The following is a 20,498-nucleotide window of genomic DNA, read 5'->3' on the forward strand; positions in this document are numbered from 1 at the left end:
CGGCACACTCGGCCGTCTTGTCCTGCTAGTACTGCTCTTCGGAGTGTGGAACGCGGAGGGAAGCGGTGAGGGTGTCGGGCACGCTGTTGGGTATCTGAGGGTACGGACTTGTTCCTGACCTCAATGCCGGCCCCAGTGCACTCGAACCGCTGGTTCGGGGTGATGGGTGGTTGGTCGTTGTTTGAGAACTGCACAGTGAACGCGAGCATCTGTGGCCAAGTTTTTAAGGGCGCACGGTGGATGCCTTGGCACCAGGAACCGATGAAGGACGTGGGAGGCCACGATAGTCCCCGGGGAGTCGTCAACCAGGCTTTGATCCGGGGGTTTCCGAATGGGGAAACCCGGCAGTCGTCATGGGCTGTCACCCACCGCTGAATATATAGGCGGTGTGGAGGGAACGCGGGGAAGTGAAACATCTCAGTACCCGCAGGAAGAGAAAACAACCGTGATTCCGGGAGTAGTGGCGAGCGAAACTGGATGAGGCCAAACCTCAAGCGTGTGAGACCCGGCAGGGGTTGCGCTTGGGGGTTGTGGGATCTCTCTTTCACAGTCTGCCGGCTGTGAGACGAGTCAGAAACCGTTGATGTAGGCGAAGGACATGCGAAAGGTCCGGCGTAGAGGGTAAGACCCCCGTAGTCGAAACGTCAGCGGCTCGTTTGAGAGACACCCAAGTAGCACGGGGCCCGAGAAATCCCGTGTGAATCTGGCGGGACCACCCGTTAAGCCTAAATATTCCCTGGTGACCGATAGCGGATAGTACCGTGAGGGAATGGTGAAAAGTACCGCGGGAGCGGAGTGAAATAGTACCTGAAACCGTGTGCCTACAAGCCGTGGGAGCGTCGGACATCAAGCTTGCTTGGTGTCTCGTGACTGCGTGCCTTTTGAAGAATGAGCCTGCGAGTTTGCGGTGTGTTGCGAGGTTAACCCGTGTGGGGAAGCCGTAGCGAAAGCGAGTCCGAATAGGGCGATTGAGTAGCGCGCCCAAGACCCGAAGCGGAGTGATCTAGCCATGGGCAGGCTGAAGCGGAGGTAAGACTTCGTGGAGGGCCGAACCCACCAGGGTTGAAAACCTGGGGGATGACCTGTGGTTAGGGGTGAAAGGCCAATCAAACTCCGTGATAGCTGGTTCTCCCCGAAATGCATTTAGGTGCAGCGTCGTGTGTTTCTTGCCGGAGGTAGAGCACTGGATAGGCGATGGGCCCTACCGGGTTACTGACCTTAGCCAAACTCCGAATGCCGGTAAGTGAGAGCGCGGCAGTGAGACTGTGGGGGATAAGCTCCATGGTCGAGAGGGAAACAGCCCAGAGCATCGACTAAGGCCCCTAAGCGTACGCTAAGTGGGAAAGGATGTGGAGTCGCAGAGACAACCAGGAGGTTGGCTTAGAAGCAGCCACCCTTGAAAGAGTGCGTAATAGCTCACTGGTCTAGTGATTCCGCGCCGACAATGTAGCGGGGCTCAAGCGTACCGCCGAAGTCGTGTCATTGCAGTACATACCCCCAACGGGGACTGTGATGGGTAGGGGAGCGTCGTGTGCCGGGTGAAGCTGCGCCGGAAGGCAGTGGTGGACGGTTCACGAGTGAGAATGCAGGCATGAGTAGCGATACATACGTGAGAAACGTGTGCGCCGATTGACTAAGGGTTCCTGGGTCAAGCTGATCTGCCCAGGGTAAGTCGGGACCTAAGGCGAGGCCGACAGGCGTAGTCGATGGATAACCGGTTGATATTCCGGTACCCGCTTTGAAACGCCCAGTATCGAGCCCATTAATGCTAAGGCCGTGAAGCCGTTCCGGACCCTTCGGGGAAAGGAAAGTGGTGGAGCCGCCGACCCAAGGTGGTAGTAGGTAAGCGATGGGGTGACGCAGGAAGGTAGTCCAGCCCGGGCGGTGGTTGTCCCGGGGTAAGGGTGTAGGCCGTGTGATAGGCAAATCCGTCACACATTGAGGCTGAGACCTGATGCCGAGCCGATTGTGGTGAAGTGGATGATCCTATGCTGTCGAGAAAAGCCTCTAGCGAGTTTCATGGCGGCCCGTACCCTAAACCGACTCAGGTGGTCAGGTAGAGAATACCGAGGCGTTCGGGTGAACTATGGTTAAGGAACTCGGCAAAATGCCCCCGTAACTTCGGGAGAAGGGGGGCCACACCCGGTGACGGCACTTGCTGCCAGAGCTGGGGGTGGCCGCAGAGACCAGCGAGAAGCGACTGTTTACTAAAAACACAGGTCCGTGCGAAGCCGTAAGGCGATGTATACGGACTGACGCCTGCCCGGTGCTGGAACGTTAAGGGGACCGGTTAGCTCCATTTCGGTGGGGCGAAGCTGAGAACTTAAGCGCCAGTAAACGGCGGTGGTAACTATAACCATCCTAAGGTAGCGAAATTCCTTGTCGGGTAAGTTCCGACCTGCACGAATGGCGTAACGACTTCTCGACTGTCTCAACCATAGGCCCGGTGAAATTGCACTACGAGTAAAGATGCTCGTTTCGCGCAGCAGGACGGAAAGACCCCGGGACCTTTACTACAGTTTGATATTGGTGTTCGGTTCGGCTTGTGTAGGATAGGTGGGAGACTGTGAAGCGGGCACGCCAGTGTTCGTGGAGTCGCCGTTGAAATACCACTCTGGTCGTGCTGGATGTCTAACCTGGGTCCGTGATCCGGATCAGGGACAGTGTCTGATGGGTAGTTTAACTGGGGCGGTTGCCTCCCAAAGGGTAACGGAGGCGCCCAAAGGTTCCCTCAGCCTGGTTGGTAATCAGGTGTTGAGTGTAAGTGCACAAGGGAGCTTGACTGTGAGACTGACGGGTCGAGCAGGGACGAAAGTCGGGACTAGTGATCCGGCGGTGGCTTGTGGAAGCGCCGTCGCTCAACGGATAAAAGGTACCCCGGGGATAACAGGCTGATCTTCCCCAAGAGTCCATATCGACGGGATGGTTTGGCACCTCGATGTCGGCTCGTCGCATCCTGGGGCTGGAGTCGGTCCCAAGGGTTGGGCTGTTCGCCCATTAAAGCGGTACGCGAGCTGGGTTTAGAACGTCGTGAGACAGTTCGGTCCCTATCCGCTGTGCGCGCAGGAGTCTTGAGAAGGGCTGTCCCTAGTACGAGAGGACCGGGACGGACGAACCTCTGGTGTGCCAGTTGTCCTGCCAAGGGCATGGCTGGTTGGCTACGTTCGGAAAGGATAACCGCTGAAAGCATCTAAGCGGGAAGCCTGCTTCGAGATGAGGACTCCCACCCACTTGATGGGGTAAGGCTCCCAGTAGACGACTGGGTTGATAGGCCAGATATGGAAGCCTGGTAACGGGTGGAGTTGACTGGTACTAATAGGCCGAGGGCTTGTCCTCAGTTGCTCGCGTTCACTGTGTTGGTTCTGAAACCACGAACAACCCCACACCTTCTGGTGTGGTGCGGTAGTTCACAGTTTCATAGTGTTTCGGTGGTCATAGCGTGAGGGAAACGCCCGGTTACATTCCGAACCCGGAAGCTAAGCCTTACAGCGCCGATGGTACTGCAGGGGGACCCTGTGGGAGAGTAGGACGCCGCCGAACTAAACTTGATAAGAGCTGGTCCCTGAACTTCGGTTCAGGGACCAGCTCTTTTTTGTTTTGCGTTACTTGCCGTTCACGTTGCGCGATCAGCATCCGTCACATGGGGACAGAAGCGTTGCTCAGAGCGGCAGGTGTAGGCAGCGGCGACGAGGTCGTCGTGCCCGCGTACGGGAGTGCGGCGGTCGCCGAGGCCGTGGTCTCCGTGGGGGCCATGCCGGTGTTCGCCGACATCGACCCGGCCACGTACTGCCTCAGTGTCGACGCGGTCGACGCCGTCCGCACCGAGCGCACGGCGGCCGTCGTCGCCGTCCGGCGGTTCGGGAACCAGGCCGCCATGCCGCAGATGCACGCGCTCGGACAGCGGCACGGGATGCTGGTGCTCGAAGAAGGCGAGCAGGGCGCGTCGTACGACGACGTCGCACGACGGCGGACGCACGCCGCGTACCTCACCGCCCGACTGAACGGGGTGCACACGCCCGTCGGCGGCGAGAGCCACAGCTACCAGCAGTACGTCGTGCGCGTGCCGGGCAACGGGCGGCCGGACCGGGACGCCTTCGCGCGGGTCCTGCGGGCCAAGGGAGTCGACTGCCGGGTGCCCGTGAAGACCCCGCTGCACCGCACACCGCAGTTCTGGCGGGACGTGGACCTGCCGGAGACGGAACGGGCCGCGGACGAGACGCTCGCGCTGCCCGTCGACGCCTGGCTCTCCCGGCGCGACCTCCAGCGGATCGTATCGGCGTGCAACGCGCTCGGAGGATTGCTCCAGCCGGCGTTTTAGGCGCCGGAGCGGGGTGTTTCGAGACCGCCTGATGTTCAGGTATGATCTATTCCGTTGCCGCGCGGAAAACCGCGAAAGGCGCAACTGGCCCCTATAGCTCAGTCGGTAGAGCGTCTCCATGGTAAGGAGAAGGTCAGCGGTTCGATTCCGCTTGGGGGCTCCATACGAAAAGGCCACCGCCTCATGGGCGGTGGCCTTCTTCGTTTCGCGAGCCGGGCTCCCGGTGCCGTTCACGGCACGGGAGTTCAGCTGTGGAGCTCCGGGACGCGCATCGCCAGGATCGCCATGTCGTCCGACGGGGCGTCCGTCGCGAAGCGTTCCACGGCGCGCATGATGCGGGCCGCCACGGCGCCGGCGGTGAGGCCCGTGCAGGTCGTCAGGACGTCCGCGAGACCGTCGTCGCCCAGCATGCGGGTGCCCTCGCGGCGCTCGGTGACGCCATCGGTGACACAGAGCAGGACGTCGCCCGGGTCGAGCGTCATCGTCTGCTCGTACAGTTCGAGGTCCTCCATCACGCCGAGCAGCGGCTGCGGCTCCGCGTACGGCTCGACCGTGCCGTCCTGGCGCAGGCGCAGCGGCAGCGGATGGCCCGCGCAGACGACCTTCAGGACCGCCGAGCCGTCCTCCTGGGGCCACAGCTCGCCGTACAGGAGGGTGAGGAAGCGGCTGCGGGCGCCCTCGTCGAGGATCGCGGCGTTCAGGCGCTCCAGGACCGCGGGGCCGCCGAAGCCCTCGCGGGCGAGCAGCCGCAGCGCGTGCCGGGCGAGACCCGTCACGGCGGCCGCCTCGGGGCCCGTGCCGCACACGTCGCCGATGGCGAAGCCGTACGCGCCGTCGCGGATCGGGAACAGGTCGTAGAAGTCGCCGCCGACCTCGTTGCCCTCGCCCGCCGCGCGGTAGATGACGTCGACCTCCACGCCGGGGACCTGGGGCAGGCCGGGCGGGAGGAGGCTGCGCTGGAGGGACTGGCTGATGGCCGTGCGCTCCGAGTACAGACGGGCGTTGTCCAGGGCGAGGGCGGCCCGGCGGGACAGGTCCTCGGCGAGCTCCAGGATCTCCTGGCGGAAGTGTTCGTCGGAGGGCTTGCCGAGCGTGAGCATGCCGATGACGCGGTTGCGGGCGACCAGGGGCAGGACGACGGTCTCGCCGCCGACCGCGGACGCGGTGGACAGCGAGGTGCCGATGCTCGCCGCGACGGACATGGGCTCGCCGAGGCCGAGGTTGCGCATGGAGGTGCGCAGGGCCGACTGGTGGGCGGCCTCGGAGGGGGCCTTCCAGATGCGGGCGCCCGGGGTGGGCACCGGCTCCGGCGGGTCGACCTTCTTCAGGAGCGCCTTCAAGCCGTCGATGCGCTCCTCGTCCTCGTGCAGGACGTACGACAGATACGGCTCCGATGCCTGGTCGGCGATGGTGTAGACGGCGCACCAGGTGGCGAGCGTGGGGACCGTCATCTGCGCCATGAGCGCGAGGGTCTGGTCCCGGTCGAGGGTGCCTGCGAGCAGGTCGGAGGCCTCGACGAGGAAGGAGAGGGAGCCGCGGCGCAGCCGCTGCAGATCGCCGAGCCGGGCCGATTCGATGCCGAGGGCGATGCGGTCGGCGGCGAACTGCAGGCGAAGGGCCTCCTCGTTCGAGTACCGGTTCGGCGCCTCGGCGGCGACGCCGAGCGAGCCCGTGAGGCGCCCCTCGACCTTCAGCGGGACCGTGACGACGGAGCGCATGCCCGTGCTCTTCAGGAGGGGAACGGCGTCCGGCACGACCGTGAGGTCCTCGTGGACGGCGGGCATGCGGGCGGAGCCGTAGCGTCCGGTGCCCGCCTCCACGGGGACGCGGGCGAAGCGCTGGCGGGCGGAGGGGAGGCCGGTGGAGGCGCGTACTTCCAGCTCGGTCTCGTCGTCCGTGGCCAGGAGCAGGAAGGCCGCGTCGCCGTCGAGCATGTCGCGGGCGCGCTCCACGGTGCGCTGGAGCAGGCCGTCCAGGTCCTCGGGCGTGGGGGAGCCGATGAAGACCTCGAAGGGGTCGGCGGCGTGCGGCTCGCTGAGGGCGCCGGACTCGGGCGACGGGACGCGCAGCGGGGTCTGCAGGACGGCGCGCTCGTCGTCGCGTACGAGCAGACAGACCGTGGAGGGCTCGCCGTCGGTGTCGCGTACGCGCAGGTGCGAGGCGTACACGGGGGTGACGCGGCCGCTTGAGTCGCGGATGCCGTAGCTGCCTTCCCAGCGGGAGAGCTGGAGGGCGTCGGCGATGCCGGTGCTGGTGCCGGGGGTGTGCGGCCAGGCGGCGAAGTCCGTGAGCGGCTTGCCGGTGACCTGCTCGGCGACGTAACCGAAGAGCTCCTCCGCGTCCTCGTTCCAGGCCGAGATCGCGCCCGCCCGGTCGATCTGGACGACGGCGACGCGGACCCGGCCGTCGGTGATCGGGAGCAGGTCCGGCGGCAGCGTGGGGCCGGCGGTGCGGGTGCCCACGGGCCGGTCGGGCAGGTCGAGTTGGAACCAGACCTGCTTGTGCGTGGGGGTGTAGTCGACGCCCCAGCGGGTGGCGAGCGCGGCGCAGAGCTGGAGGCCGCGGCCGCCCTCGCGGTCGGGGCTGCCCATGGTCGCGGGGGAGTTCTGGAGCGGGATCTCGCGCTCGGGATAGCGGTCGGAGACCTCGATGCGGACGGCGTCTTCGGTGCGCAGGCACTGGACGTCGGCGGCGGTGCCCGCGTGCACGACGGCGTTCGTGACCAGCTCGCTGGTCAGGACGACCGCGTCGTCGACGATGTCCGAAAACCCCCACCCCTGGAGGGTGTCCCGGACGAACGAGCGGGCCGTCGCGACGGAACGCCCGACGGGTTCGAAAGTCGCAGCCGCGCGCGCGGTGATCACAGAGCTCCTCGTCCGTTGTCCCCCGGGAATCTGCAGTCCCATGGTGCGGCCGCCCCTCCGATGCCCGCTGAATATGTGTGCCACCGCCCTGGCCGGGCAGGACCGGGGTGGTTGGACAGCCGGATGCCAGGTTACTTACCTTCGCCGTCCATGCTGATGCCGGTCGCCAGTGTTTCCGCCCGGAGGGTGTGCGGACGGTGTGCGAAGCTGCCGAACTGTTATGGCCTGGTTCGGCCATGGTGAAACACTGGGCAGGCTTGAGACGGGCAGTACGGTCGACCCTTGCGGGAGGGACACAGTGGAGTCTGGCGCTGCGACGCGGGGCAGTAAGACGCGCGCGAAAGACGGACGGTCCCTGAACGGTCAGCGCAAACCGCGGAACGGGACGACGGTCACGGTGGAGGCGGCGGCCCTGAACAGGCTGCTGACCGCGCTCGCGGCGATGCGGGACGGGAATTTCCGCAAGCGGCTCACGGTCACGGGCGACGACGTGATGTCGGAGATCGCCGCTGTTTTCAACGAGGTGGGGGACCGCAATCTGCACCTCACCGGAGAGCTGTCGCGGGTTCGGCGCACGGTGGGGCGTGAGGGGAAGCTCACAGAGCGGCTCCAGGCCGGGGCGATGGAGGGCTCCTGGGTGGCCGCGATCGACGCGGCGAACGACCTGGTCGACGATCTCGTACGTCCGGTCTCCGAGGTCGGCCGGGTGCTCTCGGCGGTCGCCGACGGCGACCTGGAGCAGCGCATGGAGCTGCGCGCGCACGTGGCGGACGGCAACGGCCATCCGCTGCGCGGGGAGTTCCTGAAGGTCGGGCGCACGGTCAACAACCTGGTGGACCAGCTGTCGACGTTCACCGACGAGGTCACGCGTGTGGCCAGTGAGGTGGGCACGGAGGGCAAGCTGGGCGGACAGGCCCGGGTGCGCGGCATGTCCGGTTCGTGGAAGGACCTCACGGACTCGGTCAACACGATGGCGTACCGCCTGACGGCGCAGGTGCGGGACATCGCGCTGGTGACGACCGCCGTGGCGAAGGGCGACCTGTCCCGGAAGGTCACGGTCCACGTGGCCGGCGAGATGCTGGAGCTGAAGAACACCGTCAACACGATGGTGGACCAGCTCTCCTCGTTCTCGTCCGAGGTGACGCGCGTCGCGCGCGAGGTCGGTACGGAGGGCGAGCTCGGCGGCCAGGCGCAGGTGCCGGGCGTCGCGGGCGTGTGGAAGGACCTCACGGATTCGGTCAATCTGATGGCCGGGAACCTGACGGCGCAGGTGCGCGGCATCGCCCAGGTCACGACGGCCGTCGCCAACGGAGACCTGTCGCAGAAGGTACGGGTGAGCGCGCGCGGCGAGGTGGCGCAGCTCGCCGGGACCATCAACCAGATGACCGAGACGCTGCGCACGTTCGCCGACGAGGTCACGCGCGTGGCCAACGAGGTCGGCGCCGAGGGGCAGCTCGGCGGTCAGGCCAACGTGCCGGGGGCGGCGGGCACCTGGAAGGACCTGACGGACTCCGTCAACACGGTGTTCCGGAATCTGACGACGCAGGTCCGTGACATCGCCACGGTGACGACGGCGGTGGCCAACGGCGATCTCTCGCAGAAGGTCACGGTCGACGTCGCGGGCGAGATGCTCGAACTGAAGAACACCGTGAACACGATGGTGGACCAGCTGTCGTCCTTCGGTGACGAGGTGACCCGGGTGGCGCGCGAGGTCGGCGCCGAGGGCCAGCTCGGCGGCCAGGCGCAGGTGCCGGGCGCGGCGGGCACCTGGAAGGACCTCACCGACTCGGTGAACACCGCCTTCCGCAACCTCACCGGCCAGGTCCGCAACATCGCGCAGGTGACGACGGCGGTGGCCAACGGCGACCTGTCGCAGAAGGTCACCGTGGACGTCTCCGGCGAGATGCTCCAGCTGAAGAACACCGTGAACACGATGGTGGACCAGCTGTCGTCCATGGCCGACCAGGTCACGCGGATGGCGCGGGACGTGGGCACCGAGGGGCGCCTGGGCGGCCAGGCGCGCGTGGACGGCGTGAGCGGCACCTGGAAGGAGCTGACGGACTCCGTCAACTTCATGGCGGGCAATCTGACGTCCCAGGTCCGCCAGATCGCCCAGGTGACGACGGCGGTGGCGCGCGGCGACCTCTCCCAGAAGATCGACGTGGACGCCCGCGGCGAGATCCTGGAGCTCAAGAACACCATCAACACCATGGTCGACCAGTTGTCCGCGTTCGCCGACCAGGTGACGCGCGTCGCCAGGGAAGTGGGCACGGAGGGCAGGCTCGGCGGCCAGGCGCAGGTCCCCGGTGTCGCGGGCGTGTGGCGCGACCTCACGGACTCCGTGAACGGCATGGCCGGGAACCTCACCGCGCAGGTCCGCAACATCGCGCAGGTCGCCACGGCGGTGGCGCGCGGCGACCTGTCGCAGAAGATCGACGTGGACGCGCGCGGCGAGATCCTGGAGCTGAAGAACACCCTCAACACGATGGTGGACCAGCTCTCGGCCTTCGCGGAGCAGGTGACGCGCGTGGCCCGCGAGGTGGGTACGGACGGCATCCTGGGCGGCCAGGCCGAGGTGCAGGGCGTGTCGGGCACCTGGAAGGACCTGACGCAGTCCGTGAACGGCATGGCGAACAACCTGACGCTCCAGGTCCGCAACATCGCCGAGGTCACGACGGCCGTCGCCCGCGGCGACCTGTCCAAGAAGATCACGGTCGACGCCAAGGGCGAGATCCTCGAACTCGTCACGACCGTGAACACGATGGTCGACCAGCTGTCGTCGTTCGCCGAGCAGGTGACGCGGGTCGCCCGCGAGGTGGGCACGGAGGGCAAGCTGGGCGGCCAGTCCCGCGTCCCGGGCGTCACGGGCATCTGGAAGGACCTCAGCGACAACGTCAACCTGATGGCCAACAACCTGACCATGCAGGTGCGGAACATCTCCCAGGTGGCGGCGGCCGTCGCCAACGGCGATCTGACGAAGACCGTGACGATCGAGGCGCGCGGCGAGGTCGCGCAGCTCGCCGACACCTTCAACACCATGGTGAAGACGCTGAGTTCGTTCGCCGACCAGGTCACCAAGGTGGCGCGCGAGGTGGGTACGGACGGCATCCTCGGCGGTCAGGCCCGCGTCCCCGGCGTCTCGGGCACCTGGAAGGACCTCACCGAGTCCGTCAACGGCATGGCGTCCAACCTGACCGGCCAGGTCCGCAACATCGCGATGGTCACGACGGCCATCGCCAAGGGCGACCTCACCAAGAAGATCGACATCGACGCGCGCGGTGAGATCCTGGAGCTCAAGACGACCATCAACACGATGGTCGACCAGCTGTCGTCCTTCGCCGAGGAGGTCACCCGCGTCGCCCGCGAGGTGGGCACCGAGGGCCAGCTCGGCGGTCAGGCGCGCGTACGGGACATCGACGGCACCTGGCGCGACCTCACGGAGTCCGTGAACGAGATGGCCGGGAACCTCACCCGGCAGGTCCGCGCGATCGCGGCCGTGGCCACCGCGGTGACCCGCGGCGACCTCAATCTGAAGATCGACGTGGACGCGGCGGGCGAGATCCAGGTCCTCCAGGACAACATCAACACGATGATCGCGAACCTCCGCGACACCACGCTCGCCAACAAGGAACAGGACTGGCTCAAGGGCAACCTGGCCCGGATCTCCGGTCTGATGCAGGGCCGCCGCGACCTGGAGGACGTCGCCTCGCTGATCATGAGTGAGCTGACGCCGGTGGTCTCGGCGCAGCACGGCGCCTTCTTCCTCGCGATGTCCCTCGACGACACGAACGCCCCGGGGCGCGACGAGGACGCGTACGAACTGCGGATGCTGGGCAGCTACGGCTACTCGATGGGGTCGATGCCCACCTCGTTCAGGCCCGGTGAGACGCTGATCGGGACGGCCGCCAAGGAGCGCCGCACGATCCTCGTGGAGAACACGCCCTCCGGCTATCTGCGGATCGCCTCCGGGCTCGGCGAGGCGCCTCCGGCGCAGGTCATCGTGTTGCCGGTGCTCTTCGAGGGCAAGGTGCTCGGGGTGATCGAGCTGGCGTCGTTCCAGCCGTTCACGCAGATCCAGAAGGACTTCCTGAGCCAGATCGCCGAGATGATCGCGACGAGCGTCAACACCATCAGCGTCAATACGAAGACGGAGATGCTGCTCAAGCAGTCGCAGGAGCTCACCGAGCAACTGCGCGACCGCTCCGAGGAGTTGGAGAACCGGCAGAAGGCGCTGCAGGACTCCAACGCCGAGCTGGAGGAGAAGGCCGCGCTGCTCGCCCAGCAGAACCGCGACATCGAGGTGAAGAACACCGAGATCGAGGAGGCCCGGCAGGTCCTGGAGGAGCGTGCCGAGCAGCTCGCGGTGTCGATGCGCTACAAGTCCGAGTTCCTGGCGAACATGTCGCACGAGCTGCGGACGCCGCTCAACTCCCTGCTCATCCTCGCCAAGCTGCTGGCGGACAACGCCGACGCGAACCTCACTCCCAAGCAGGTCGAGTTCGCCGAAACGATCCACGGGGCGGGCTCGGACCTGCTCCAGCTGATCAACGACATCCTGGACCTGTCGAAGGTCGAGGCGGGCAAGATGGACGTCAGCCCGACGCGCATCGCGCTCGTCCAACTCGTGGACTACGTAGAGGCCACTTTCCGTCCACTGACCGCCGAGAAGGGGCTCGACTTCTCCGTACGCGTATCGCCGGAGCTGCCCGCGACGCTGCACACGGACGAACAGCGTCTCCTTCAGGTGCTGCGCAACCTGCTGGCCAACGCGGTCAAGTTCACCGACACCGGCGCGGTCGAGCTCGTCATCCGGCTCGCCAGCAACGACGTGCCGAACGCGATCCGGGAGCAGCTCCTGGAGGCCGGTTCGCTGCGCGACCCGGACGCCGACCTGATCGCGTTCTCCGTGGCCGACACCGGCATCGGCATCGCGGCCAGCAAGATGCGGGTGATCTTCGAGGCGTTCAAGCAGGCGGACGGCACGACCAGCCGCAAGTACGGCGGCACTGGTCTGGGCCTGTCCATCAGCCGGGAGATCGCGCGGCTGCTCGGTGGCGAGATCCACGCGGCCAGCGAGCCGGGCCGCGGCTCCACCTTCACGCTGTATTTGCCCCTGCACCCGAGCGAACTGCCGCCGCAGGGGTACGCCCAGCTCGCGTCGCCCGTGGTCCCCGCGCTGCCCGCCCTGGAGACCCTGACCGAGGTCGGGGGGAACGCGGCCGCCGACAGGGCGGCTCCCGGGACGGCGCACACGGAGGCCCCGGAGCGGCACGCGGGGCCCGCCGCGCTGTTCAGGCGCCGCCGCCGGGCCGCGGCCGCGGCGGAGCCCGCGAGCGAGGTTCCGCAGCTCGGCAACGGGCCCGGGGCGGGCGCGCAGGAGCAGTGGCAGGAGGGCGTCGCGCAGGACGCGACGGCCACGCGCGCGGGGGTCCAGTTCGACGGCGAGAAGGTCCTCATCGTCGACGACGACATCCGCAACGTGTTCGCGCTCACCAGCGTCCTGGAGCAGCACGGCCTGTCGGTGCTGTACGCGGAGAACGGCCGCGAGGGCATCGAGGTCCTGGAGCAGCACGACGACGTGACGGTCGTTCTGATGGACATCATGATGCCGGAGATGGACGGCTACGCGACGACGACGGCGATCCGCAGGATGCCGCAGTTCGCCGGGCTGCCGATCATCGCGCTCACCGCGAAGGCGATGAAGGGCGACCGGGAGAAGGCGATCGACTCCGGAGCCTCCGACTACGTGACGAAGCCGGTCGACCCCGATCATCTGTTGTCGGTCATGGACCAGTGGATGCGGGGGGAGTGACGGAGCGTGGCCGGCGCCGCTCTCCCGGCCGTTCTCCCGGATCACCGGTGCGACGCCGGGGGGAGCCGCGCCGCTACGCGGAGTTGCTGACAGAGTGTGTCCGGCGCCGTGTAGAAGCGCGGTATTCGGGGAACCTTCTGGTCCGCCACTGCGTTTCTGCTACGTGCACAGTGACATCGCGGTGACAGGGTGTGGCGACGGGCGGGGTGCGGCTACCATGACCGGCACAAGGACGGACGGCGCAAGGGAGTCGTCCCCTGGGGCGGCGCCCGGTGTACCGCCGGGGCGAGGAGGGCGGGCCATGGTGCAGAAGGCCAAGATCCTCCTGGTCGATGACCGGCCGGAGAATCTGCTGGCGCTGGAGGCCATCCTCTCTGCGCTCGATCAGACGCTGGTGCGGGCATCGTCCGGGGAGGAAGCGCTCAAAGCGCTGCTGACGGACGACTTCGCGGTCATTCTCCTGGACGTCCAGATGCCAGGAATGGACGGCTTCGAGACCGCGGCGCACATCAAGCGGCGGGAGCGCACCCGGGACATCCCGATCATCTTCCTCACGGCGATCAACCACGGCCCGCACCACACCTTCCGGGGGTACGCGGCCGGCGCCGTGGACTACATCTCCAAGCCCTTCGACCCGTGGGTCCTGCGCGCGAAGGTCTCGGTGTTCGTCGAGCTGTACATGAAGAACTGTCAACTGCGCGAGCAGGCGGCCCTGCTGCGCCTCCAGCTGGAGGGCGGCGCCAAGGCGGCGGCCGAGGACACCAAGGAGCCCGCCGGTCTCCTCGCCGAACTGTCCGCGCGGCTCGCCGCCGTTGAGGAGCAGGCCGAGGCGCTGTCCAAACAGCTCGACGACGACTCGGCCGATGCGGCGGCCGTCGCCACGGCAGCCCATCTCGAACGCAAACTCACCGGTTTGCGCAGGGCTCTTGACGCCCTGGAGCCGGGCACCGGCAGCGGGGCGCCCTCCGTGCCGTCGCAGAACTGACGGCGGGCCGGGCCGCCGTCCGCGCGCGGCCCCTCCGGCGCTCCTCGGCAGGTGGCGGAAGCAATCGTTCCGTACGATGCGTCAGCGGCTCCCGGCATCTGTCGTGAGCCGTCGTCAGCCTCCCTGTGCAGCCTCGTCAGTTAGCCGCCCGCGCACGGGCGACACAAACGGGTGAAGCAGTAGGCACACGTGTCCACCGTCGCCTCCCCCGGTAATCTCACACCCATGGCCTCACGTCAGTCCGCAGCCAAGAAGACGCCCGCGAAGAAGGCGGCCGCGCCGACCAAGGCTCCGGCGAAGAAGGCCGCCGCCAAGAAGCCGCCCGCCAAGAAGGCCGCGGCGAAGAAGGCGCCCGCCAAGAAGGCCGCGGCGCCCAAGAAGCCCGCCCCGAAGCCGGCGCCGAGCCCCACCAACGGCCTCTACCGCGTGGTCCGCGCCATCTGGCTCGGCATCGCGCACGCCGTGGGCGCGATGTTCCGCGGCGTGGGCCGCGGCGCCAAAGGACTGGACCCCGCGCACCGCAAGGACGGCCTCGCGCTGCTGCTCCTGGGCATCGCGCTGATCGTCGCGGCGGGCACCTGGTCCAATCTGCGCGGCCCCGTCGGCGACCTCGTCGAGATACTGGTCACCGGCGCCTTCGGACGGCTCGACCTGCTCGTGCCGCTCCTCGTCGCGGGCATGGCCATGCGCCTCATCCGGCACCCCGAGAAGGTCGACGCCAACGGCCGCATCGTCATCGGCCTGTCCGCGCTGGTCCTCGGCGTGCTCGGGCAGGTGCACATCGCCTGCGGCTCACCCGCGCGCACGGACGGCATGCAGGCCATAAGGGACGCCGGCGGGCTCGTCGGCTGGGGCGCGTCGACGCCCCTGACCAAGGCGATGGGCGAGGTCCTCGCCGTGCCGATGCTGGTCCTGCTGACGGTCTTCGGCCTCCTCGTCGTCACGGCGACCCCGGTCAACGCCATCCCGCAGCGCCTGCGCGCGCTCGGCGTACGCCTCGGCGTCATCGAGGCGCCCGCCGAGGCGGCGGGGGCCGAGGAGTACGCGGAGTACACCGAGGACGACGAGCGGTACGACGACCAGTGGCGCGAGGCGCTGCCCGCGCGCCCCCGCTCCCGAGTCCGCAGACGGCCCGCTGACGGCCCGCAGGAGCCCTCCCCGGACCAGGCCGAGGAAGAGGCCCTGTCCAAGCGCCGCAGGCCCCGCCGCGCCTCCGTACAGCCCGATCCGGACCGCCCCATGGACGCGGTGGACGTGGCCGCCGCCGCGGCCGCCGCGCTCGACGGCGCCGTGCTGCACGGCATGCCGCCCTCGCCGCTGGTCGCGGACCTCACCCAGGGCGTCTCCGTGGAGCGCGCGCCGCAGGACCCGTCCGGCCCCGTGCCCCCCGCGCGCGGCGCCGACGCCGTGCCGGGCCGCAAGGCCGCGGCCGGGGAGCCCGCGCGCGCCGGCGTGCCCGACCTGACCAAGGCCGCGCCGGACGAGCTGCGCGACCTGCCCCCGCGCGCGGAGCAGCTCCAGCTCTCCGGGGACATCACGTACTCCCTGCCGTCGCTCGACCTCCTGGAGCGCGGTGGCCCCGGCAAGGCCCGCAGCGCCGCCAACGACGCGGTCGTCGACGCACTCTCGAACGTGTTCACCGAGTTCAAGGTCGACGCCGACGTCACCGGCTTCACGCGTGGCCCCACGGTCACGCGCTACGAGGTCGAGCTGGGCCCGGCCGTGAAGGTCGAGAAGATCACCGCCCTGGCGAAGAACATCGCCTACGCCGTGGCGTCCCCGGACGTGCGGATCATCTCGCCGATCCCGGGCAAGTCCGCGGTCGGCATCGAGATCCCGAACACCGACCGCGAGATGGTCAAGGTCGGCGACGTACTGCGGCTCGCGGACGCCGCTGAGGACGAGCACCCGATGCTGGTCGCGCTCGGCAAGGACGTCGAGGGCGGCTATGTGATGGCCAACATGGCGAAGATGCCGCACATCCTCGTCGCCGGAGCCACCGGCTCCGGAAAGTCGTCGTGCATCAACTGCCTGATCACCTCGATCATGGTCCGGGCCACCCCCGAGGACGTCCGCATGGTCCTCGTCGACCCCAAGCGCGTGGAGCTCACCGCGTACGAGGGCATCCCGCACCTGATCACGCCGATCATCACCAACCCCAAGCGGGCCGCCGAGGCGCTCCAGTGGGTCGTACGCGAGATGGACCTGCGCTACGACGACCTCGCGGCCTTCGGCTACCGCCACATCGACGACTTCAACCAGGCCGTGCGCGAGGGCAAGCTCAAGACGCCCGAGGGCAGCGAGCGCGAGCTCAAGCCGTACCCGTACCTCCTGGTGATCGTCGACGAGCTGGCCGACCTGATGATGGTCGCGCCGCGTGACGTCGAGGACTCGATCGTGCGCATCACCCAGCTCGCGCGCGCGGCCGGCATCCACCTGGTGCTCGCCACGCAGCGGCCGTCCGTGGACGTCGTGACCGGTCTGATCAAGGCGAACGTGCCCTCCCGGCTCGCCTTCGCCACCTCCTCGCTCGCCGACAGCCGCGTCATCCTCGACCAGCCCGGCGCCGAGAAGCTCATCGGCAAGGGCGACGGGCTCTTCCTGCCGATGGGCGCGAACAAGCCGGTCCGCATGCAGGGCGCCTTCGTCACCGAGGACGAGGTCGCGGCGGTCGTACAGCACTGCAAGGACCAGATGGCGCCCGTCTTCCGCGACGACGTCACGGTGGGCACCAAACAGAAGAAGGAGATCGACGAGGACATCGGCGACGACCTCGACCTGCTGTGCCAGGCGGCCGAGCTGGTCGTCTCCACCCAGTTCGGGTCCACGTCGATGCTCCAGCGCAAACTGCGCGTCGGCTTCGCCAAGGCCGGCCGCCTCATGGACCTCATGGAATCGCGCAACATCGTGGGTCCGAGCGAGGGGTCGAAGGCACGTGACGTTCTCGTGAAACCTGATGAGCTGGATGGAGTGCTCGCCGTACTCCGCGGGGAGGCTCCCTAGAAGCCCGGAAACGCCTGGGAAGCACAGGGCCTGACCTCGTACGACGGCCGGGAGCGCCGCGTGCGGGGCCCGGCTCGCCCGTACGGGGGCCGAGCTCACCCGTACGGGAACGCAGGCAACCGTTTCCCCTCGGCGTACGTCAAGTTGAGGGAAGCGCAAGGCCGTGTCCCACCATCAGGATGTCCGGCCATTCTGATGGCGTACAAAGTCCGTCCGCCCGGTTGCCCCACCCTTTCTCAGCCCCCCTAGACTGAATGTCCGGCAGGTGGCTACACGCTCGAAAGGCGCACCCGTGTCCATCGGCAACTCTCCCGAAGACGACCGCCCTTCAGACGACCGCCCCGCAGACGAGCGTCCCGTCGCGGACGGCCCCGCGGAAAGCCCTGCCCAGGAGCGCCCCGCGGAAGACCGTCCCCCGATCGGCCGCGTCCTCCGGCAGGCGCGCATCGACGCGGGCCTGACCGTCGACGAGATCAGTACGACCACCCGGGTGCGCATCCCGATCGTGCACGCGATCGAACAGGACGACTTCTCCCGCTGCGGCGGCGATGTGTACGCGCGCGGACACATCCGCACGCTCGCCCGCGCCGTCCGCATCGACCCCGCCCCGCTGCTCGCCCAGTACGACGAGGGGCGCGGCGGGCGGCCCCCGGCGCCGACCCCGGCCGCGCCGCTGTTCGAGGCTGAGCGGATCCGCTCCGAGCCGCGGCGGCCGAACTGGACGGCGGCCATGGTCGCCGCGATCGTCGCCGTGATCGGCTTCGTCGCGTACACGGCGTTCAGCGGCGGGGACGACGAGGGATCGTCGCAGCAGGTCGCCGAGGGCACCACGCCCACCAGCAGCAAGCCCGCCGACAAGCCGAAGCCGTCCAAGCCCGCCGACCCCAAGCCGGACCCGTCGGACAGCGCCATCGCCGGCGTGCCCCGGGACAAGGTGACGGTCAAGGTCGACGCCTCCGACGGGCGCAGCTGGATCTCGGCCAAGGACCACAACGGCCGACTGCTCTTCGACGGCCTGCTCAAGCAGGGCGAGTCCAAGACCTTCCAGGACAAGAAGAAGATCGACCTCGTGCTCGGCGACGCCGGTGCCATCAGCCTCTTCGTGAACGGCAAGCAGGTCGAGAACGAGTTCGAGCCGGGCCAGGTCGAGCGCCTCACGTACACGAAGGGCGACCCGGAGGTCGGCTGACCAGCGGCGTCCCGATGACCTTGCCGAGCGCCCGTCGCGAGCCCAGGAACCCTGGCGGCGGGCGCCGACGCATGGACGAAGTAGTCTTGAGACCATGCCCGAACGCCGCACTGTCGCCCTTGTCACGCTCGGCTGCGCCCGTAACGAGGTGGACTCGGAGGAGCTCGCAGGCCGCTTGGAGGCGGACGGCTGGGCCCTCGTGGAGGACGCCGAGGAAGCGGATGTCGCCGTCGTCAACACCTGTGGCTTCGTCGAAGCCGCCAAGAAGGACTCCGTCGACGCCCTGCTGGAAGCCAATGACCTGAAGGGTCACGGCCGCACCCAGGCCGTCGTGGCCGTCGGCTGCATGGCCGAGCGCTACGGCAAGGAGCTGGCCGACGCGCTGCCCGAAGCCGACGGCGTCCTCGGCTTCGACGACTACGCCGACATCTCCAACCGCCTGCAGGTCATCCTCAGCGGCGGCAATGTCGAGGCGCACACCCCGCGTGACCGCCGCAAGCTCCTTCCGATCAGCCCGGCCGAGCGCCAGGAGGCCGGCACGGAGGTCGCCCTTCCCGGGCACGCCCCGGTCGACCTGCCGGACGGCGTCGCGCCCGCGTCCGGGCCGCGCGCGCCGCTGCGCCGCCGCCTCGGTGCGAGCCCCGTGGCCTCCGTGAAGCTGGCTTCCGGCTGCGACCGCAGATGCTCGTTCTGCGCCATCCCGTCCTTCCGCGGCTCGTTCATCTCGCGCCGCCCCTCGGACGTGCTCGGCGAGACGCGCTGGCTCGCCGAGCAGGGCGTGAAGGAGATCATGCTGGTCTCCGAGAACAACACCTCGTACGGCAAGGACCTCGGCGACATCCGTCTCCTGGAGACGCTGCTGCCGGAGCTTGCGGCCGTCGACGGCATCGAGCGGGTGCGGGTGAGCTACCTCCAGCCCGCCGAGATGCGCCCCGGCCTGATCGACGTCCTGACGTCGACGGAGAAGGTCGTGCCGTACTTCGACCTGTCCTTCCAGCACTCCGCGCCCGGCGTGCTGCGGGCCATGCGGCGCTTCGGGGACACCGACCGGTTCCTCGAGCTCCTCGACACGATCCGCGGCAAGGCGCCGCAGGCGGGCGTGCGCTCCAACTTCATCGTGGGCTTCCCCGGCGAGACCGAGGCCGACGTGGCGGAGCTGGAGCGCTTCCTCACCGGCGCCCGCCTGGACGCCATCGGCGTCTTCGGCTACTCGGACGAGGAGGGCACCGAGGCGGCCACGTACGAGCACAAGCTCGACCAGGACGTCGTCGACGAGCGGCTCGCGCGCGTCTCGCGCCTGGCCGAGGAGCTGACGTCGCAGCGCGCGGAGGAGCGCGTCGGCGAGCGCATCGAGGTCCTCATCGAGTCCGTCGACGACGAGGAGGGCGCCATCGGCCGGGCGGCGCACCAGGCGCCCGAGACCGACGGACAGATCCGTTTCGTGGACTCCGCCCCTGGGGACGGCCTGGAGATCGGCCGTATGGTCGTGGCAAAGGTCGTCGGCACGGAGGGCGTGGATCTGTTGGCTGAGCAGTGCGAGGTCCTGGAGGCTTCCGACCGACCCCATGGCGCCGGTGAAGGGACGGGCAGATGACCCAGGTCCCGGCATCCGCGGCGGGCGGCTCCGGCGCGCCCGGCGCGAAGCCGGTGCGCGGCGGGAAGCTCGGCGCCGCCGCGATGGACCAGGCCAGTCTGTGGAACGTCGCGAACCTGCTGACCATGATCCGGCTGCTGCTCGTGCCCGGATTCGTGATGCTGCTGCTCGCCAACGGCGGATACGACCCGGCGTGGCGCTCCTTCGCCTGGGCCGCCTTCGCCATCGCCATGATCACGGACCTGTTCGACGGGCATCTGGCACGGACGTACAACCTGGTCACGGACTTCGGCAAGATCGCCGACCCGATCGCGGACAAGGCGATCATGGGCGCCGCCCTGATCTGTCTGTCCTGGCTCGACGATCTGCCGTGGTGGGTGACCATCGTGATCCTCGGGCGCGAGCTGGGGATCACGCTGCTGCGGTTCTGGGTGATCCGCTACGGCGTCATTCCGGCCAGCCGCGGCGGCAAGATGAAGACGCTCGCGCAGGGCACGGCAGTCGGGATGTACGTCCTGGCGCTGACCGGGCCGCTGGCCACGCTGCGGTTCTGGGTGATGGCGGTCGCCGTCGTGCTGACCGTGGTGACCGGGCTCGACTACGTGAAGCAGGCCGTGGTGCTGCGGCGACAGGGCATGGCCGAGGCTTCGGCTGAGGTTTCTGAGGTTTCCGAGGTCTCTGAGGCAGGGGAGCCGGGGGCGGCGAAGTGACGTCGGCGGGGTCTTCTGGGAGC

The 20,498-nt window shown here is 68.1% G+C and carries 8 protein-coding genes, 1 tRNA gene and 2 rRNA genes; 10 read left to right on the forward strand and 1 reads right to left on the reverse strand.

The window, feature by feature from the left end:
• Positions 1-213 precede the first annotated feature (213 nt).
• The 4 genes from CP982_RS30385 to CP982_RS30400 all read left to right on the forward strand — a co-directional run bounded on the left by CP982_RS30385 (position 214) and on the right by CP982_RS30400 (position 4,481).
• Positions 214-3,336, forward strand: a 23S ribosomal RNA gene (locus tag CP982_RS30385).
• Positions 3,337-3,424: 88 nt separating this feature from the next.
• Positions 3,425-3,540, forward strand: a 5S ribosomal RNA gene (rrf, locus tag CP982_RS30390).
• A gap of 100 nt (positions 3,541-3,640) precedes the next feature.
• Complete coding sequence (locus CP982_RS30395; protein WP_150513386.1) at positions 3,641-4,318, forward strand: DegT/DnrJ/EryC1/StrS family aminotransferase; 678 nt, start codon at positions 3,641-3,643, stop codon at positions 4,316-4,318.
• A gap of 87 nt (positions 4,319-4,405) precedes the next feature.
• Positions 4,406-4,481 (forward strand) — tRNA-Thr (locus CP982_RS30400).
• Between the two features lie 82 nt (positions 4,482-4,563).
• Here CP982_RS30400 and CP982_RS30405 read toward each other — a convergent pair.
• Positions 4,564-7,224, reverse strand: coding sequence for a SpoIIE family protein phosphatase (locus CP982_RS30405; RefSeq protein ID WP_221515263.1), 2,661 nt, complete (start codon positions 7,222-7,224; stop codon positions 4,564-4,566).
• Positions 7,225-7,480: 256 nt separating this feature from the next.
• Here CP982_RS30405 and CP982_RS30415 point away from each other — a divergent pair, with 256 nt between their 5' ends.
• The 6 genes from CP982_RS30415 to pgsA all read left to right on the forward strand — a co-directional run bounded on the left by CP982_RS30415 (position 7,481) and on the right by pgsA (position 20,475).
• Positions 7,481-12,994, forward strand: a complete 5,514-nt coding sequence (locus CP982_RS30415) for a HAMP domain-containing protein (protein ID WP_150513388.1) — start codon at positions 7,481-7,483, stop codon at positions 12,992-12,994.
• A 301-nt stretch (positions 12,995-13,295) separates the two neighbouring features.
• A complete protein-coding gene (locus CP982_RS30420; RefSeq protein ID WP_150513389.1) occupies positions 13,296-13,979 on the forward strand; it encodes a response regulator in 684 nt (227 codons plus the stop codon).
• A gap of 225 nt (positions 13,980-14,204) precedes the next feature.
• Positions 14,205-16,982 carry a DNA translocase FtsK gene (locus CP982_RS30425; RefSeq protein ID WP_221515264.1) on the forward strand — a complete coding sequence of 926 codons (2,778 nt, stop codon included), beginning with the start codon at positions 14,205-14,207 and terminating at the stop codon, positions 16,980-16,982.
• A 292-nt stretch (positions 16,983-17,274) separates the two neighbouring features.
• Positions 17,275-18,171, forward strand: a complete 897-nt coding sequence (locus tag CP982_RS30430) for a helix-turn-helix domain-containing protein (protein WP_150513391.1) — start codon at positions 17,275-17,277, stop codon at positions 18,169-18,171.
• A gap of 94 nt (positions 18,172-18,265) precedes the next feature.
• The gene (rimO, locus tag CP982_RS30435) at positions 18,266-19,765 is read left to right on the forward strand and encodes a 30S ribosomal protein S12 methylthiotransferase RimO (protein WP_150513392.1); all 1,500 of its coding nucleotides are present in this window, start codon (positions 18,266-18,268) and stop codon (positions 19,763-19,765) included.
• The gene (gene pgsA / locus CP982_RS30440; RefSeq protein ID WP_150513393.1) at positions 19,762-20,475 is read left to right on the forward strand and encodes a CDP-diacylglycerol--glycerol-3-phosphate 3-phosphatidyltransferase; all 714 of its coding nucleotides are present in this window, start codon (positions 19,762-19,764) and stop codon (positions 20,473-20,475) included. Before rimO ends, pgsA begins: the two co-directional genes overlap by 4 nt.
• The last annotated feature ends 23 nt before the right edge of the window (positions 20,476-20,498 follow it).

Source organism: Streptomyces spectabilis (genome assembly GCF_008704795.1).
Lineage (GTDB): Bacteria > Actinomycetota > Actinomycetes > Streptomycetales > Streptomycetaceae > Streptomyces > Streptomyces spectabilis.

Coding starts and splice junctions, on each gene's coding strand:
- CP982_RS30425 (WP_221515264.1), top strand. CDS start 14,205: ATGGCCTCACGTCAGTCCGCAGCCAAGAAGACGCCCGCGAAGAAGGCG.
- CP982_RS30420 (WP_150513389.1), top strand. CDS start 13,296: ATGGTGCAGAAGGCCAAGATCCTCCTGGTCGATGACCGGCCGGAGAAT.
- rimO (WP_150513392.1), top strand. CDS start 18,266: ATGCCCGAACGCCGCACTGTCGCCCTTGTCACGCTCGGCTGCGCCCGT.
- pgsA (WP_150513393.1), top strand. CDS start 19,762: ATGACCCAGGTCCCGGCATCCGCGGCGGGCGGCTCCGGCGCGCCCGGC.
- CP982_RS30395 (WP_150513386.1), top strand. CDS start 3,641: ATGGGGACAGAAGCGTTGCTCAGAGCGGCAGGTGTAGGCAGCGGCGAC.
- CP982_RS30405 (WP_221515263.1), bottom strand. CDS start 7,224: ATGGGACTGCAGATTCCCGGGGGACAACGGACGAGGAGCTCTGTGATC.